The organism is Steroidobacter sp. (genome assembly GCF_036406195.1).
Lineage (GTDB): Bacteria > Pseudomonadota > Gammaproteobacteria > Steroidobacterales > Steroidobacteraceae > Steroidobacter.
In genome coordinates this window covers 73665-88751 of the sequence record NZ_DASWVW010000059.1, presented here as the reverse complement: position 1 = coordinate 88751, position 15087 = coordinate 73665, and the positions used below count along the sequence as shown (strand labels likewise).

Sequence of the window (15087 nt, the reverse complement as noted above, 5' to 3'; positions counted from 1 at the left end):
CACACCCACGTGAAGCGCTTCCATCGTGAAGTCGACGGCATTCTGCTGCTCGACAAGGCTCTCGGCGTGTCCTCGAACGCCGCTCTCCAGCAGGTTCGCGTGCTCTATGGCGCGCTCAAGGCCGGCCATGCGGGCAGCCTCGATCCGCTCGCCTCCGGACTCCTGCCGGTGTGCTTCGGACAGGCCACCAAGGTCTGCGGCCGGCTGCTCAACTCGGGCAAAACCTACCGCGTGCTGGTTCAGCTCGGCGAGCTGACGCCCTCGGGCGATGGCGAAACCGAGGTCATCGAACGGGCGCCGGTGCCGGCCCTGACAGCGACGGGTGTCGACGCCGTGCTGGCCGGGTTCTTGGGCAATCAACAGCAGATCCCGCCCATGCACTCGGCACTGAAGTTCGAGGGCAAGCGCCTCTACGAACTGGCGCGCAAAGGCGAGTCTGTCGAGCGGCCGCCCCGCGACATCGTGATCCACCGGATCGCGCGCGTCAGCACGGAGCAGGGCCTGGCGGCCAACCAGCTGGAATTCGACGTGTACTGCTCCAAGGGCACCTACATCCGTACCCTCGCGGCTGATGTCGCCGTGAAGCTGGGGACGCTGGGTTACGTCAAGGGATTGCGCCGCCTGTCGGTGGACCCCTTCGGTGACGCGCCCATGTTCACGCTCGAAGCGCTCTCGGCCGAGACGCCGGAGCAGCGCGACAGCCACCTGCTGCCGGTGGATACGGCATTTGCCGACCTGCCCCGCGTGGATCTGGACACGGCGGCCGAGCAAAGCCTGCTCCTGGGCCGCACCGTTTCCGGGCAAGTGCCGGCTGCGACCGGGGAAGTTCGGCTCTATGGCCAGGGCGGGCGGTTCCTGGGCCTGGGTGAAGGCCAGCCCGGTGGACGGGTCAAGCCGTCGCGCCTGTTCGTCGCCGTGGTGGAGCGCGCCGGCCGTGGCCGGCGTTGAACTGGCCACAAAGCTGACCTTACGGGCGTAATTCGTGGTTTTACTTGAGATTCTGGTTGAGATTCCGGGCCGCGCGGGTACAATGCGCGCCTCTCAAAACGGCTCGGTGGGAGCCGGAGATTTTCTTCACGCGGCGATTCGTCCGCCGCACCGAGGTTAAGCATGTCCTTGTCGACCGAACAGAAGGGCGGAATCGTCGCCCAATACCGCCGCAACGCCAACGATACCGGTTCGCCGGAGGTGCAGATCGCGTTGCTGTCCGCCCGCATCAACGGCCTGGGCGAGCACTTCTCCGCGCACAAGCGCGATCACGCTTCCCGCCGCGGCCTGTTGAAGATGGTGAACCAGCGGCGCAAGCTTCTGGACTACCTGAAGGCGACTGCGCCGGAGCGCTATACCGCCGTCGTCAGCAGCCTGGGCCTGCGGCGCTAAGCCCCTGGCATCGACCCGCAACCATCCATGTCATGTGTCGAGCCGGTCGCGATCCATTCCGCCGGCTCGCTGTCTCGCGTAACGAACCGTGGCTCCGTCTTCGACCCCATGCTGTTGCGTTCGCTTTCTTTACGGCTTCAATCCCTTGTCGTGTCTCGGCCAATTTGCGCCCTCGTGTTGCGCGATGAGCTGCTGAGCCATTCATATCAGTAGGAACCATCGTGAGCGCTATCAAAAAATCCTTCCCCTTCGGTCAGCATCAAGTCACGTTGGAAACCGGAGAGATGGCCCGCCAGGCCGACGGCGCGGTCCTGGTCTCGATGGGCGACACGGTGGTGCTGGTCACCGCGGTGGGCCGCAAGCAGGCCGACCCGAACAAGGACTTCTTTCCGCTGACCGTCAACTACGTCGAAAAGACCTACGCCGCTGGCCGCATCCCCGGGGGCTTCTTCAAGCGCGAAGGCCGTCCGTCCGAAAAAGAAACATTGATCTCGCGCCTGATCGACCGTCCCATCCGCCCGCTGTTCCCCGAACATTTCTTCAACGAGATCCAGGTGGTCGCCACCGTGGTCTCGCTGAATCCTGAAATCGATGCCGATATCCCGGCCATGCTCGGCGCCTCCGCCGCGCTGGCGTTGTCGGGCGTGCCGTTCATGGGCCCGATCGGCGCCGCCAAGGTCGGCTACATCGACGGCCAGTACGTGCTCAATCCGACCGGCAAGCAGCTGAAGACCTCCAAGCTGGACCTGGTGGTGGCCGGCACCGCCGAAGCGGTGCTGATGGTCGAGTCCGAAGCCGACCGGTTGCCCGAAGACGTGATGCTCGGCGCCGTGGTATTCGGTCACGAGCAGATGCAGATCGCCATCAAAGCGATCAACGAGCTCAAGGCCGAGGCTGGCAAGCCGGCGTGGGATTGGGCGCCGCCGCCCGTCAACACCGCGCTGGAGGCCGCTGTGGCCGCCAATGCGAAGAGCGCGCTGACCGAGGCTTATCAGATCACCGACAAGCTGCAGCGTCGCAATCGCATTCAAGAGATCAAGACCGCCGCGCTGACGGCGCTCGCCACCGGCGAGGCTCCGCAGTTCACCGCGACCGACGTGGCGAAGGAGTTCGCCAACCTCGAATATCGCATCGTGCGTGATCGCGTGATCACCGGTCAGCCTCGCATCGACGGCCGTGACATGAAGACCGTGCGCCCGATCACGATCAGGACCGGCGTGCTGCCGCGTACTCACGGCTCCGCTTTGTTCACTCGCGGCGAGACTCAGGCGCTCGTCACCACGACGCTCGGCACTGGCCGTGATGCGCAGATCATCGATGCGCTGACCGGCGAGCGCAAAGAGCCTTTCATGTTCCATTACAACTTCCCGCCGTTCAGCGTCGGCGAGACGGGCATGATGGGCTCGCCGAAGCGCCGCGAAATCGGCCACGGCAACCTGGCTCGTCGCGGCATCAATGCCGTGATGCCGGACATGACGACCTTCCCGTACGTCATTCGCGTGGTCTCGGAAATTCTCGAGTCGAACGGCTCCAGCTCCATGGCCAGCGTGTGCGGCTCGAGCCTGGCGCTGATGGACGCGGGCGTGCCGATCAAGGCGTCGGTGGCCGGCGTGGCCATGGGTCTGGTGAAGGAAGGCGACAAGTTCCAGGTGCTCACCGACATTCTCGGTGACGAAGATCACCTGGGCGACATGGACTTCAAGGTGGCCGGCACGCGCGATGGCGTGACCGCGCTGCAGATGGACATCAAGATCAACGGCATCACCAAGGAGATCATGCAGACGGCGCTGGAGCAGGCTAAGGCCGGCCGGCTGCACATCCTGGAGCAGATGGACAAGATCCTCCCGCAGGCTCGTCCGCAGATGTCGGAGTGGGCGCCGTCCATCATCACCATCAAGATCGATCCGGAGAAGATCCGCGAAGTCATCGGCAAGGGCGGTGCGGTCATTCGCGCCATCACCGAAGAAACCGGCACCACCATCGACATCGAGAACGACGGTACCGTGAAGATCGCGTCGGTCGACGGCGTGTCGGGCCGCGAAGCCCAGCGTCGCATCGAGTTGATCACGGCGGAAGTCGAGGTGGGCCGTATCTACGAAGGCCGCGTCGCGCGTCTGATGGACTTCGGCGCGTTCGTGACCATCCTGCCGGGCAAGGACGGCCTGGTGCACATCTCGCAGATTTCCGAAGAGCGCGTCGAGCGCGTCAGCGACAAGCTGAAGGAAGGCGACGTGGTGCGCGTGAAGGTGCTCGAAGTCGACCGTCAGGGCCGCGTGCGCCTCAGCATGCGTAACGTCGAAGCCTGATCGAAGTCGATCCGCCCGCATGAATCGGACCGGGGGAGGTGGCCACCACCCCCGGCCGAAAGACTGGTACTTGCCCGATGCGTCGATCTGGCTCTTCGATCAGACGTGCGAGCTGGCTTCCGTGTCTTCCGCCCGCGGGTCCTTGCGGGCAGCCGAGGCCGCACCGCTCATCACCTTGAAGATATCGTCCTGCACCGAGCGCCAGCGTTCTAGATTCCGTTGCGTCAGCGTGGCGATATTGTCGTAGGCGTCACTGCCGAACACGCCATTCATCTGATCCCGCATCTGCTGCTGTTGGCTGGTCAACAGCTTCAGGCTCTGCTCCAGATAGCTGCCGACCAGGCATTGCATGGCGCCGCCATACGAGCGGATCACCTGCGACAGGAAGTCCTGGCTCATCAGCGGCTCGCCGGCGTGCTCCCGCTCGGCGATCACCTGCAACAGAATCGAGCGGGTGATGTCCTCCTGTGATTTCTTGTCGATCACGACGAAGTCGATCTTGTCCATCACCAGGCGGCGAATGTCGGCGAGGGTGATGTAGCGGCTCTCGACCGTGTCATACAGACGCCGGTTGGGATATTTCTTCACCACCCGGGGGCCGTCGCCATCGGCCCGGAGTCTGTCGTCTGTGGGTCTGTCGTCCCTGTGTCCATCTGCCCTGTGTCCATCTTCCCTGGGCCCGCTTTCCTGACCTTCCGTTTTTGTGTCGATCTTCGGCTCGCTCATCACTGCTCCCCGGTGCAGCTCAGAGCTAGAAGCCACACTTGTTTCTAGCGCATTCATATTAGTCCATCCTCGCGCCGGCCCGGATTGCTGCCTGACGCAGTCCGTTCACACGTTGCAGTTGCCAGTGTTTTATTGCCCACTCCCACAACGTCGCCAACCCGGAGCGACGCAGTTCGTGAGGCGGCGCTTGCCGCAGAAACTCCAGCGCCCGCCACAACTCATACGTGGGGCGGGCAATGTCGATTGCTGCGGCGCCTGCCGACTTCGACAGTTTGATCCCATTCATATCTGTGGCTACCGGCAAATGTGCGTACATCGGCGTCGGCAGATTTAACATGCTTTGCAGGATCATTTGTCGAGGCGTGCTGTGTAGCAGGTCGGCGCCGCGTACCACTGCGGAAACCCCTTGGAACGCATCATCTATCACCACGGCGAGCTGATAAGCATGCAGCCCGTCCCGGCGACGTATGACGAAGTCGCCAACTTCTACTGACACATCAACAGTGAAACGTCCTTGCACCAAATCGGATACTGCGGTTTCCCCTCGGGGCACAAACAAACGAAGCGCGGTCTTGCGCTCGGGGTGGCGAGGGCCATTGCGACACCAGCCTGGATATCGCAACTCATCGGTATCAAACAAATCCTGTTCGTAAGATTGCGCGGCTTGTAGTTCGCTGCGCGTGCAGGAGCAGTGGAATGCCCGGCCGGTATTCAGCAGGTGTTGTGCCGCTGCTTCATAGGCTTCGCGTCGTGAGCTCTGGTGCAAGACAGGACCAGTCCACTCGAAGCCGAAGGCATCCAGGGTGCGGAGGATCTGGTCGGCGCTGCCGGGGACGACACGCGGGGTGTCGAGGTCTTCGATGCGCAACAGCCATTCGCCGCCGGCCTGGCGAGCACAGAGGTAACTCCCGACCGCAGAGACCAGGGAGCCGAAGTGGAGGGGGCCGGTCGGCGAAGGGGCGAACCGGCCCCGGTAGAACGAGCGGTTGGCGGTTGGCGGTTGGCGGGTGGTGCGCGCCGAATCATCGTCAGGTGACGATGGATTCGAGCCAGCTTCAGAGTCCGACGATTGCAGTTGCGCCTCTGAACCAACCGCTAACCGCTATCCGCTATCTGTAGCGGTCGTCGCGGTCGCCGTACTGCTTTTCCCGACGCTCGCGGCGCTCCTGGGCTTCCACGCACAGCGTGGCGACCGGGCGGGCTTCCAGCCGCTTGATGCCGATCTCCTCGCCGGTCTCGACGCAGTAGCCGTAGGTGCCGTCCTCGATGCGCTTGATGGCTTCCTCGATCTTGCGGATCAGCTTGCGCTCGCGGTCCCGGGTGCGCAGCTCCAGGCTGAACTCCGATTCCTGGGTGGCGCGATCGTTGGGATCGGGGAAGTTGGCGGCTTCGTCCTTCATGTGGAGCACGGTGCGATCCACTTCCTGCATCAGATCCTGCTTCCAGGTGTTCAGGATCTGGCGGAAATGCTCGAGCTGCTCCTTGTTCATGTACTGCTCGCCACGCCGCGGAATGTAGGGTTTTACATTGCGCGGACCGGCCAGCAGGTTGAGGCTGGAAAGGTCCTGGCCGTCGCTGTCTTCGCTGTCGCCGATCGCGTCGGCATCCTGGGTGTTGGTCATCGGAGGAGGAGTCACGGGTCTCGCTGAAATCGTTGGCTTGGCAGTGGCTGGGGCCGGCTGGGCTTCCGACATTTCGTCGGCGGGCTCGGCCGGTGCGGCTGTCAGGTCAGGCTTGGCCGGCTTGTGGGCCGGCTTGGCCGCGGCGGCTACAGCTGCCGGTTTCGCGGCGGTTCGATCGGGCTTTTCAGACTTGTCGCTACTCTGGCGAACGTTGGAAGACTTGCCGGCCGCCGCTGCGGCTGTCGCGCGGGGCGCTGGCGCGGCGGTGGCCTGCTTGGACCGGGCTGGCGCGGGGCCTTTTCTGGCGGGCGCCGCCTTCCTGGCAGTGGACAGCTCCTTCTCTTTCACTGCCTGGGATTTCTTGACAACCGGTTGCTTGGCCTTCGTCGCTTTCGCTGACGGTCTTTTTGCGGCCATCTACTTTGCCTCCGCCCCAGCTGCAATGACAGCTGCGGCAACAGGTTGGACTTACACCTTGAACAAGTTCCGGACAATCGCTCGCCAAAGAGGGGCGCGATTATACAGACCGCATCCGGCCCGTACAGGGCTATCGGCGAGCTGCGTCCCGGGGGGATTGCCCGGTGGAATTCTGGCCCGCCCAGCCCATCTCAACGCGTCCACAGGCGGGAATGTTTCACATACACTACGGCCCGTTTTCATACCCCTCTTTGCACTCGAGGCGCGATGCGACTCAATAAGATCAAGTTGGCCGGGTTCAAGTCTTTCGTGGACCCGACCGCGGTGAATTTCCCTGGCAACCTGACCGGCGTGGTTGGCCCGAACGGCTGCGGCAAGTCCAACATCATCGACGCCGTGCGCTGGGTAATGGGTGAGATCTCCGCCAAGCACCTGCGCGGCGACTCCATGGCCGACGTGGTGTTCAACGGCTCCAGCTCGCGCAAGCCGGTGGGTACGGCCTCCGTGGAGCTGGTGTTCGACAATTCCGACGGCAAGCTGGCCGGCCAGTTCGCCAGCTTCAACGAGGTGTCGCTCAAGCGCGTCGTCTCCCGCGACGGCACGTCCGCGTACTTTCTCAACGGCGCGCGTTGCCGCCGCAAGGACATCACGCAGCTGTTCCTGGGCACGGGCCTGGGCTCCCGCAGCTACGCCATCATCGAGCAAGGCATGATCTCGCGCGTGATCGAAGCGCGCCCCGAGGAACTGCGTGGCTTCATCGAGGAGGCGGCCGGCATCTCCAAGTACAAGGAACGCCGCCGCGAGACCGAGAACCGCATCTCCCATACCAAGGAGAACCTGGAGCGCCTCAACGACGTCCGCGAGGAAGTCGAGAAGCAACTGCGCCACCTGCAGCGCCAGGCCGCCACCGCCCGCCGCTATCAGACCCTGAAACAGGACGAGCGCAAGCTGACCGCTGAGTTGATCGCGCTGCGCCTGAAGGGGATCGAGCACGACTCCGAATCCAAGGAAGGCATCCTGCGCGAGCGCGACACCGCCATGCAGGCGTTGATCGCCGAGCTGCGCGCCATCGAATCCTCGATCGAAACCTCGCGAGAGGATTTCACCGAGAAGTCCGAAGCGTTGAATGCCGTGCAGGGCCGCTACTACCAGATCGGCTCCGAGATCTCGCGCACCGAACAGCAGATTCAGCACACGCGCGAGATGCGTCAGCGTCAGCGCCAGGATCTGGAGCAGGCCGAAGAGGGCGCCGCCGAAGCGCAGATGCATCTGACGCGCGATCAGACACAGATCGATCAGCTGCGCACCGAGCTGGAAGAACTGGAGCCCGGGCTGGAAGCCGCGCGTGAGCGCGAGCGCGCATCGGCCGAAGCGCTGGCGCAAGCCGAAGAGGCGATGCAGGAGTGGCAGGAGCGCTGGGAAGAGTTCAATCGCGACTCGCGGGCCGCCAGCGAAAAGACGCAGGTCGAGCGCGCGCGTATCGAGCAATTGGAACACCAGCTCGCTCGATTGCAGTCGCAACGTGAGCGCCTGACCACCGAGTTGAGCGGCCTCGACATGGGCGACGCCGAAGAGCGCATTGGCATGTTGCAGGCTCAGCAGGACGACGCTGCCGTCCAAGGCGAGACCGCCGCCACGCAGTTGCGCGAGACGACCGAAGAGTTGCAGCGATTGCGTGAACGCGAGCGCGAGCTGGTGAGCGCTGACGACAGCAGCCGCAAGCAGCTGCAAGAAGCGCAGGGCCGATTGATGTCGCTGCAGGCTTTGCAGCAGGCGGCGCTCGGTCTCGCGCAGGGCAAGGTCGGCGAGTGGCTGGCCTCGAATTCGCTCAGCGAACGGCCTCGCCTGGGTCAGCAGCTGACCGTGGAGCCGGGCTGGGAGCGCGCTGTCGAAACGGTGCTGGGCTCGTATCTCGAAGCGGTGTCAGTCGATGCCCTGGACGACATCGCTCAGCGCATCGATTCGCTGCAGGTCGGCTCGGTCACGTTCTTCTCCTCCGGCGCAAGCAGCGCTCATAGCAGCGACAGCGGCAGCTTGTTGTCGCGAGTGCAGGGGCCGTCGGCGATCGCCGCACTGCTGACTGGCATCGTCGCCGTCGACTCGCTGCCCGAGGCGCTGGAGCGTCGGCATTCACTGGCCGAGGGTCAGTCGATCATCACGCGCGACGGCGTTTGGATCGGCCGCGACTGGTTGCGCGTCAGCCGTGACAAAGACGTTCACGCCGGCGTCATCGAGCGTGAAAAGGAAATGGGCGAGCTGCGCGACCGTGTCAACGCGGCGGAAGAGCAGCGCGAGTCCATTCAATTGCAGCTGGCCGAAGCCCGCGAAGGCGTGAGCTCGCTGGAGCAGCGTCGCGACGAGTTGCAGGGCGAGGTGAATCGTTTGCATCGCTCGCACAGCGAGCTGACCTCGCAGGTCAATGCGTTGCGCGCCAGGATGGAACAGACCGCCGAGCGCATGCGCCGGATCACCGGCGAGATCGAAGAACTGAACACGGATTATCAGAACCAGTCCGAAGCGATCGCCGAAGCTCGTGCCCGCTTGCAGGAAGGCCTGGAAGCGATGGGGCAGTTCGAAGACGCGCGCGGCGGTCTGGAGACGGAGCGCGAAGAACGCCGGCAAAGACTCGCCGCCACGCGCTCCCAGGCCCAGCAGGATCGCGACAGTGCGCAGGAGGTGGCCATCAAGGTGGAATCGCGGCGCTCGGCGCTGTCGTCCATCTCGGCGGGCCTGGATCGTCTGCGCAATCAGCTGGAGCAGTATCAGCAGCGTCGCGACATGCTCACTCAGCAGCTGTCCGCCGGCGAAGATCCGTTGAATGCGCTCGAAGCGGAGCTGGAAGCCAAGCTGGAGCAGCGTGTTTCGGTCGAGCAGGAATTGTCGGTCGCACGTGAAGCGTTGGAAGGCGCGGAACAGCTGATGCGAACGATGGACCAGCAACGCATGGATCGCGAGCAAGCCATCGAGAAGGCGCGTGCGGGCCTCGATGATCTGCGCATGGCCGCGCAAGAACTGAAGGTTCGTCGCGAAACGTTGCAGGAACAATTCGCGGCCACGCAGTTCGACCTGGCGACCGTGTATCAGGAGATGCCGCCGGAGGCCAGCATCGCGGCCTGGGAAGAAATCCTGGCGGACATCGCTGGCAAGGTCGAGCGCCTGGGTGCGGTGAACCTCGCGGCCATCGAGGAATATCAGGAACAGTCGCAGCGCAAGGAATATCTGGACAGCCAGTTCAAGGATCTGACCGAAGCGCTCGAAACGCTCGAGACCGCGATCCAGAAGATCGACAAGGAAACGCGTGCGCGCTTTCAGGACACGTTCGATCGCGTCAACGCCGGCCTGAAGGAACGCTTCCCGCGCCTGTTCGGTGGCGGCCACGCGTATCTGGAGCTGGCGGGCGAGGACATCCTCAACGCCGGCGTATCGATCATGGCGCGCCCGCCGGGCAAGCGGAACAGCACCATCAATCAGCTCTCGGGTGGCGAGAAGGCGCTGACCGCGGTGGCGCTGGTGTTCTCCATCTTCGAGCTCAATCCCGCGCCGTTCTGTCTGCTGGACGAGGTGGACGCGCCGTTGGACGAAGCCAACGTCGGCCGCTTCTGCAACACGGTGAAAGAAATGTCCGAGCGCGTGCAGTTCATTTTCATCACGCACAACAAGACCACGATGGAGCTGGCCACGCAGCTGGTCGGTGTGACCATGAACGAGCCGGGCGTGTCGCGACTGGTGGCGGTGGACGTCGACGAAGCGGTGCGTTTGGCGGCAATGTAAAGACTCATCTGCATGAGCGAGTTGCGTTGGATTCTGATCGGGTTCGGTATCGTGCTGCTCGCGGGCATCTACCTGTGGGGGCGGCGGTCCGGCGCTGCCGCGCCGGAGGAAGTTGCGCTGCGCCCGAGGACCGAGCCACCGATGCACGGGGAAGATTTTTCTTCCGACGAGCCTTCGTTCGAGCCTGCGTATGAAGAAGCGCCGGTCGAGGTCCCGGTGCGCCGGCCCGAGCCGGTTGTCGACTATGAGGTAACAGCGGCGCGTCCCGTCAGTCCACGCAGTGAAGCTCGACTTGCGCGAGCCGAAGCGCCGTCGCGTCCCCAGGTCAAGGAAGTCTTCACCGCCGCAACCAGCGACGTATCGCGGCCGCTGCCGGATTTCCGACGTGGCCGTGTTGAACCCACGCTCGGTGTGGATGAGGTGACTGAGGAACTGGGTGTTCAGCCGGCAGTGGAAGAGACGACGGCTGTGTTGACGCCAGCGCCGACCTTGTCATCCAGCGAAGCGCCGGCGCCGCGCCGGCCGAGCGTTCGCAAGATTCTCTCGCTGCGCCTGAGCCTGGCGCCACAACGTGTCGAAGGTTCGAAGCTGCAGGAAGTGTTGCAGGGAGAGCTGCTGACTCATGGCAAGTACGAGATCTTCCATCGCCTGCACAGCGACGGCCAGAGCGTGTTCAGCGTCGCCAGCATGGTCGAGCCCGGCAGCTTCGATCTGGAAAAGATGGGCGAGACGCTATATCCAGGCGTTACCCTGTTTGCGCAGTTGCCCGGGCCGGTGCCCGGCATGCATGCATTGAATGAATTGGTCGCGTGCGCGCGTCGCCTGCATCAGTCGCTGGGCGGCGTGCTGCAGGATGATCGCGGCGTGCCGCTGACCGTGCATCGTATCGAGCGCATGCGGCAGGAAGTTCGCGAATTCGAGCGGCCACCCGGCGCCAACGTTCGCGCGGGCAGCAAATCCGAGGGTTAGCAGGAGTGACACGTCCTTCGCCCGCGGCGCGCGCAGAGGAACTGCGCCGCCAGCTGGAGTATCACAATTATCGTTATTACGTGCTCGACGATCCGGAAATCTCCGATGCCGAGTACGACCGCCTGCTCAACGAGCTGAAACAGATCGAGGCGGACAATCCGGACCTGATCACGCCAGACTCGCCGACGCAGCGAGTCGGCGCTACGCCCGTCAGCGAGCTGCAGGAAGTGGTGCACACCACGCCCATGCTGTCGCTCGACAATGCCTTCACCGAAGAGGATCTCATCAACTTCGATCGCCGCGTGCGCGAGCGCCTCGAGGACGTGAAGGAGATCGAGTACGTTGCCGAGCCGAAGCTCGATGGTCTCGCGGTGAGCTTTCGTTACGAGAACGGCCGTCTGGTGCGGGCGGCGACGCGCGGCGATGGCATGAGGGGGGAGGACGTCACTCACAACATCCGCACGATCAAAGCGGTGCCTATGCACCTCCGCGGCAAGGCTCCGGATGTGCTCGACGTGCGAGGCGAAGTGTTCATGACACTCGCTGGTTTCAAGGCGATGAATCAGCGCGCGCTGGAGCGCGGCGAGAAGGTGTTCGTCAATCCGCGCAATGCGGCAGCGGGCACCATTCGTCAGCTCGACCCGCGGCTCGCGGCGAATCGGCCACTGGACGTGTTTTTCTATGCCGTCGGCGAGCACGGCAATTGGAAACTTCCGGCCACGCATAGCGAAGTGCTGCAAGCATTGCGTGAGTGGGGGCTGAAAGTTTCGCCGCTCGTCAAAGTAGTGAAGGGCGTGGAAGGCTGCCTCGAGTATTACCGCGACATCGGCGAGAAGCGTAACTCGCTCGAGTACGAAATCGACGGCGTCGTCTACAAGGTCAATCGCTTCGCTCAGCAGCGCGAGCTTGGCTTCGTCGCTCGCGCGCCGCGTTGGGCCATTGCGCACAAGTTTCCTGCGCACGAAGAAAACACGATCGTCCGCGATGTGGAGTTTCAGGTGGGGCGCACCGGCGCACTGACGCCCGTCGCACGACTCGAACCTGTCTTCGTTGGTGGCGTGACGGTGAGCAACGCTACGCTCCACAACATGGACGAAGTGCAGCGCAAGGACGTGCATATCGGCGATACGGTCGTCATTCGGCGTGCCGGCGATGTGATTCCCGAGGTCGTCAAAGTTGTTCGGGAAAAACGACCGAAGGATGCGCGGCCGGTCGAGCTGCCGAAGAAGTGCCCGATCTGCGGTTCGGCGGTGGAGCGTGAAGAGGGCGAGGCGGTCGCGCGCTGTTCCGGCAGCTTGTCCTGCCCCGCGCAGTTGAAGGGCGCGATACTCCACTTCGCCAGCCGCCGTGCGCTGGACATCGACGGGTTGGGCGAAAAAATCGTCGATCAACTGCTGACCACCGGCCTGGTGAAGAGCCCGGCGGATCTCTACAAACTGACGGTGCAGCAGTTCGCCGATCTGGAGCGGCTGGGCGAGAAGTCGGCGAAGAACCTGGTCGACGCGCTGGAGCAGAGCAAGAAGACCACGCTGGCTCGCTTCCTTTACGCGCTCGGCATTCGAGACGTCGGCGAAGCCACCGCCACCGCGCTGGCGAACCACTTTGGCTCCATCGAGGCGCTGCAGGAAGCGTCCACCGAGGCGATCCAGGAAGTGCCTGATGTCGGCCCCGTGGTCGCCGCCCACGTGCATACGTTCTTCCAGCAGCCGCACAATCGAGAAGTGATTCAAGCCTTGCGCGACAGCGGCGTGCACTGGCCAGCCCAGAAGCCCCGCGCCACTGCGGCGGAAGGGCCGCTCACAGGCAAAACGTTTGTTTTGACCGGCACGCTGGACAGCATGAGCCGCGACCAAGCGGGCGATCGCATCACCGCGCTCGGGGGCAAGGTGACGGGGAGTGTGTCGAAGAAGACCAGCTATGTTGTGGCTGGCGCGGAGGCAGGCTCCAAGCTGACGAAAGCACAGGAGCTAGGCATCGAGATTCTCGATGAAGCCGCGTTCCTGAAACTCCTCGGCGAACAGTAAGAAGGTTTCCCAAGGAAGAGAAAACCGGAGAACAAAACCGTTTTCCGCATTACCTGGCAAACGCCACGGCGCCAGCGGCGTCGGTTGTCGGGGGAGGACCTCCCCCCGACAGCCGACGCAAACCACCGAGCGAAACTCTAAGACTCTCAACTCTGGGCTGTTAGATCTTCTTCTCGATCTTGGCGCCCTTGCGCAACTCATCGAGATAGTTCTGCAGCTTCTTCCGCTGCACGATCATTTTCACGCGATCCTTCACTTCCTCGAACGGCGGTGCCTGGCTCACGCGGGAATCTTCGAGCTTGATGATGTGCCAGCCGAACTGGCTCTGGACCGGCGCGGCGGTCATCTGGCCCGGCTCGAGGGTCGCCACGGCGTCAGCGAAGGGCTTCACCATGGTGTCCAGCGTGAACCAGCCGAGATCGCCGCCGCTCTTGCCCGACGGATCCTTGGAGCTCTTTTCCGCCGCCTTGGCGAAGTCACCGCCGGCCTGCAACTGCTTGGTGATCGCCTCGGCCTTCGCCTGATCGTCCACCAGGATGTGACGAGCGTGATACTCCTTGGGCATCTGCGCGACCTGGGCGTCGTACTCGGGACGCAGCTCCTCGTCGGTGACCGGATGTTTCTCCAGCCATTGCTGCAGGCCCGAATCCACGATCACGTTGAGGCGCGCCAGCGCCAGCTGATCCTGCACCTTGGTGTCCTTGGTGATGCCTTCCTTCTCGGCGGCTTCGGCCGCGAGCTGCATGCTGATGAACTGATCCAGCAGCGTCGATTTCTCCTCTGCGGAGATCGGGCGCTTCGACTGGTTCTGCACGTTCTCGACGTACAAGTCGAACTCGGACTGGCTGACCGGCTTGCCATTGACTGTGGCGATCGCCGGCCCTGAGGACGATGGATTGGCGGAATCGGCGGCTTTGCCGCAGCCGGCCAGCAGCGTCAGAGGCAGCACCAGGCCGAGGAGGAAATGGCTTTTCATGGAAATCCTTGGGATGGAGAGTGTCTGTCACCCGGAAGGGGCTGGAAGCTGAATATTCGTCAGCGCGCCTCATCCGGTGTCAGCGCGGTGATGCTCAGGGCGTGAATGTCGGTTTGCATCAGCTCGCCCAGCGAGCGGTAGATCAGCTGATGGCGCTGCAAAGTGCGCAGGCCGGCGAAATCCGGCGACACGATACGCACACGGAAATGTCCTCTGCCGTCACGCGCGCCCGCGTGCCCCGCGTGCAGATGGCTGTCATCGATCAGCTCGACCTGGTCGGTATGCAGCGCCTGGCGCAACTTGCTGACGATACGCTCGGCGCGCGTGCTCATTGCGGTTTCCCCGATTCGGCAGGCGTCTCCTCCTGCGGCATCTTGGAGGACAGCCACACCGCCTGGGCCAGCGCGAACACCAGGGTCAGCCCCAGCAGGCCGAACAGCTTGAAGTTCACCCAGAACGCCTCGGAGAAGTTGTAGGCGATGTACAGGTTGATGGCGCCGAGCGCGGTGAAGAAACCGATCCAGGCCCAGTTCAAGGTCTCCCACACCGGGCGCTCCAGCTGCACGTTCGCACCCATCATGCGCTGGATGAGCAGCTGGTCGCCGAAGAAACGGCTGCCCAGGAAGGCCGCCGCGAACAACCAGTTCACCACCGTCACCTTCCACTGGATGAAGACTTTGTCGTGGATCAACAAGGTCAGGCCGCCGAAAATCAGCACCAGCACCCCGGAGATCAGCGCCATCTGGCTGACCTTGCGGTGGCGCAACCATTGCCAGGCGGTCTGCGCAATCACGGCAACGATGATCACGGCGGTGGCCGCGAACATGTTTCCGGTGACCTTGTACGTGACGAAAAAGGCGATGATCGGAAAGAAGTCGAACAATAACTGCATGCGG

General features: G+C 63.5%; 12 protein-coding genes. 6 read left to right on the top strand and 6 right to left on the bottom strand.

Annotation, left to right across the window (positions count from 1 at the left end; all coding sequences use genetic code 11):
* Positions 1–9: 9 nt before the first annotated feature.
* The 3 genes from truB to pnp all read left to right on the top strand — a co-directional run bounded on the left by truB (position 10) and on the right by pnp (position 3686).
* Positions 10–948 (top strand): tRNA pseudouridine(55) synthase TruB, encoded by a 939-nt coding sequence (gene truB, locus VGE08_RS22850; protein ID WP_331070238.1) that lies wholly within the window; start codon positions 10–12, stop codon positions 946–948.
* 162 nt (positions 949–1110) lie between these two features.
* Positions 1111–1380 carry a 30S ribosomal protein S15 gene (gene rpsO, locus VGE08_RS22845; protein ID WP_331070237.1) on the top strand — a complete coding sequence of 90 codons (270 nt, stop codon included), beginning with the start codon at positions 1111–1113 and terminating at the stop codon, positions 1378–1380.
* 221 nt (positions 1381–1601) lie between these two features.
* Complete coding sequence (gene pnp, locus VGE08_RS22840; RefSeq protein ID WP_349258778.1) at positions 1602–3686, top strand: polyribonucleotide nucleotidyltransferase; 2085 nt, start codon at positions 1602–1604, stop codon at positions 3684–3686.
* A gap of 99 nt (positions 3687–3785) precedes the next feature.
* Here the strand turns inward: pnp and phaR are convergent, their stop codons facing one another.
* The 3 genes from phaR to dksA are packed head-to-tail and all read right to left on the bottom strand — an operon-like array spanning position 3786 to position 6049.
* Complete coding sequence (gene phaR / locus VGE08_RS22835) at positions 3786–4469, bottom strand: polyhydroxyalkanoate synthesis repressor PhaR (RefSeq protein ID WP_331070236.1); 684 nt, start codon at positions 4467–4469, stop codon at positions 3786–3788.
* Between the two features lies 1 nt (position 4470).
* Entirely contained in the window at positions 4471–5487 is a 1017-nt protein-coding gene (gene gluQRS / locus VGE08_RS22830) for a tRNA glutamyl-Q(34) synthetase GluQRS (RefSeq protein WP_331070317.1), read from the bottom strand.
* Between the two features lie 34 nt (positions 5488–5521).
* Positions 5522–6049: an RNA polymerase-binding protein DksA gene (gene dksA, locus VGE08_RS22825; protein ID WP_331070235.1), complete on the bottom strand. Its 528-nt coding sequence runs from the start codon at positions 6047–6049 to the stop codon at positions 5522–5524.
* A 669-nt stretch (positions 6050–6718) separates the two neighbouring features.
* On the opposite strand from dksA, the gene smc reads away from it, so the two are divergent.
* The 3 genes from smc to ligA are packed head-to-tail and all read left to right on the top strand — an operon-like array spanning position 6719 to position 13215.
* Positions 6719–10222 carry a chromosome segregation protein SMC gene (gene smc, locus VGE08_RS22820; protein ID WP_331070234.1) on the top strand — a complete coding sequence of 1168 codons (3504 nt, stop codon included), beginning with the start codon at positions 6719–6721 and terminating at the stop codon, positions 10220–10222.
* Between the two features lie 12 nt (positions 10223–10234).
* Complete coding sequence (locus VGE08_RS22815; protein ID WP_331070233.1) at positions 10235–11191, top strand: cell division protein ZipA C-terminal FtsZ-binding domain-containing protein; 957 nt, start codon at positions 10235–10237, stop codon at positions 11189–11191.
* A gap of 5 nt (positions 11192–11196) precedes the next feature.
* A complete protein-coding gene (gene ligA / locus VGE08_RS22810) occupies positions 11197–13215 on the top strand; it encodes an NAD-dependent DNA ligase LigA (protein WP_331070232.1) in 2019 nt (672 codons plus the stop codon).
* 160 nt (positions 13216–13375) lie between these two features.
* Here ligA and VGE08_RS22805 read toward each other — a convergent pair whose 3' ends face one another.
* The 3 genes from VGE08_RS22805 to VGE08_RS22795 are packed head-to-tail and all read right to left on the bottom strand — an operon-like array spanning position 13376 to position 15083.
* Positions 13376–14191, bottom strand: coding sequence for a peptidylprolyl isomerase (locus VGE08_RS22805; RefSeq protein ID WP_331070231.1), 816 nt, complete (start codon positions 14189–14191; stop codon positions 13376–13378).
* A gap of 59 nt (positions 14192–14250) precedes the next feature.
* Positions 14251–14523, bottom strand: coding sequence for a BolA family protein (locus VGE08_RS22800; RefSeq protein WP_331070230.1), 273 nt, complete (start codon positions 14521–14523; stop codon positions 14251–14253).
* The gene (locus VGE08_RS22795; protein ID WP_331070229.1) at positions 14520–15083 is read right to left on the bottom strand and encodes a septation protein A; all 564 of its coding nucleotides are present in this window, start codon (positions 15081–15083) and stop codon (positions 14520–14522) included. Before VGE08_RS22795 ends, VGE08_RS22800 begins: the two co-directional genes overlap by 4 nt.
* Positions 15084–15087: the final 4 nt, after the last annotated feature.

What these genes read in the sequence shown, in the direction of transcription:
- rpsO (WP_331070237.1), top strand. Translation starts at nt 1,111, where the DNA reads ATGTCCTTGTCGACCGAACAGAAGGGCGGAATCGTCGCCCAATACCGC.
- smc (WP_331070234.1), top strand. Translation starts at nt 6,719, where the DNA reads ATGCGACTCAATAAGATCAAGTTGGCCGGGTTCAAGTCTTTCGTGGAC.
- VGE08_RS22795 (WP_331070229.1), bottom strand. Translation starts at nt 15,083, where the DNA reads ATGCAGTTATTGTTCGACTTCTTTCCGATCATCGCCTTTTTCGTCACG.
- VGE08_RS22800 (WP_331070230.1), bottom strand. Translation starts at nt 14,523, where the DNA reads ATGAGCACGCGCGCCGAGCGTATCGTCAGCAAGTTGCGCCAGGCGCTG.
- VGE08_RS22815 (WP_331070233.1), top strand. Translation starts at nt 10,235, where the DNA reads ATGAGCGAGTTGCGTTGGATTCTGATCGGGTTCGGTATCGTGCTGCTC.
- VGE08_RS22805 (WP_331070231.1), bottom strand. Translation starts at nt 14,191, where the DNA reads ATGAAAAGCCATTTCCTCCTCGGCCTGGTGCTGCCTCTGACGCTGCTG.
- phaR (WP_331070236.1), bottom strand. Translation starts at nt 4,469, where the DNA reads ATGAATGCGCTAGAAACAAGTGTGGCTTCTAGCTCTGAGCTGCACCGG.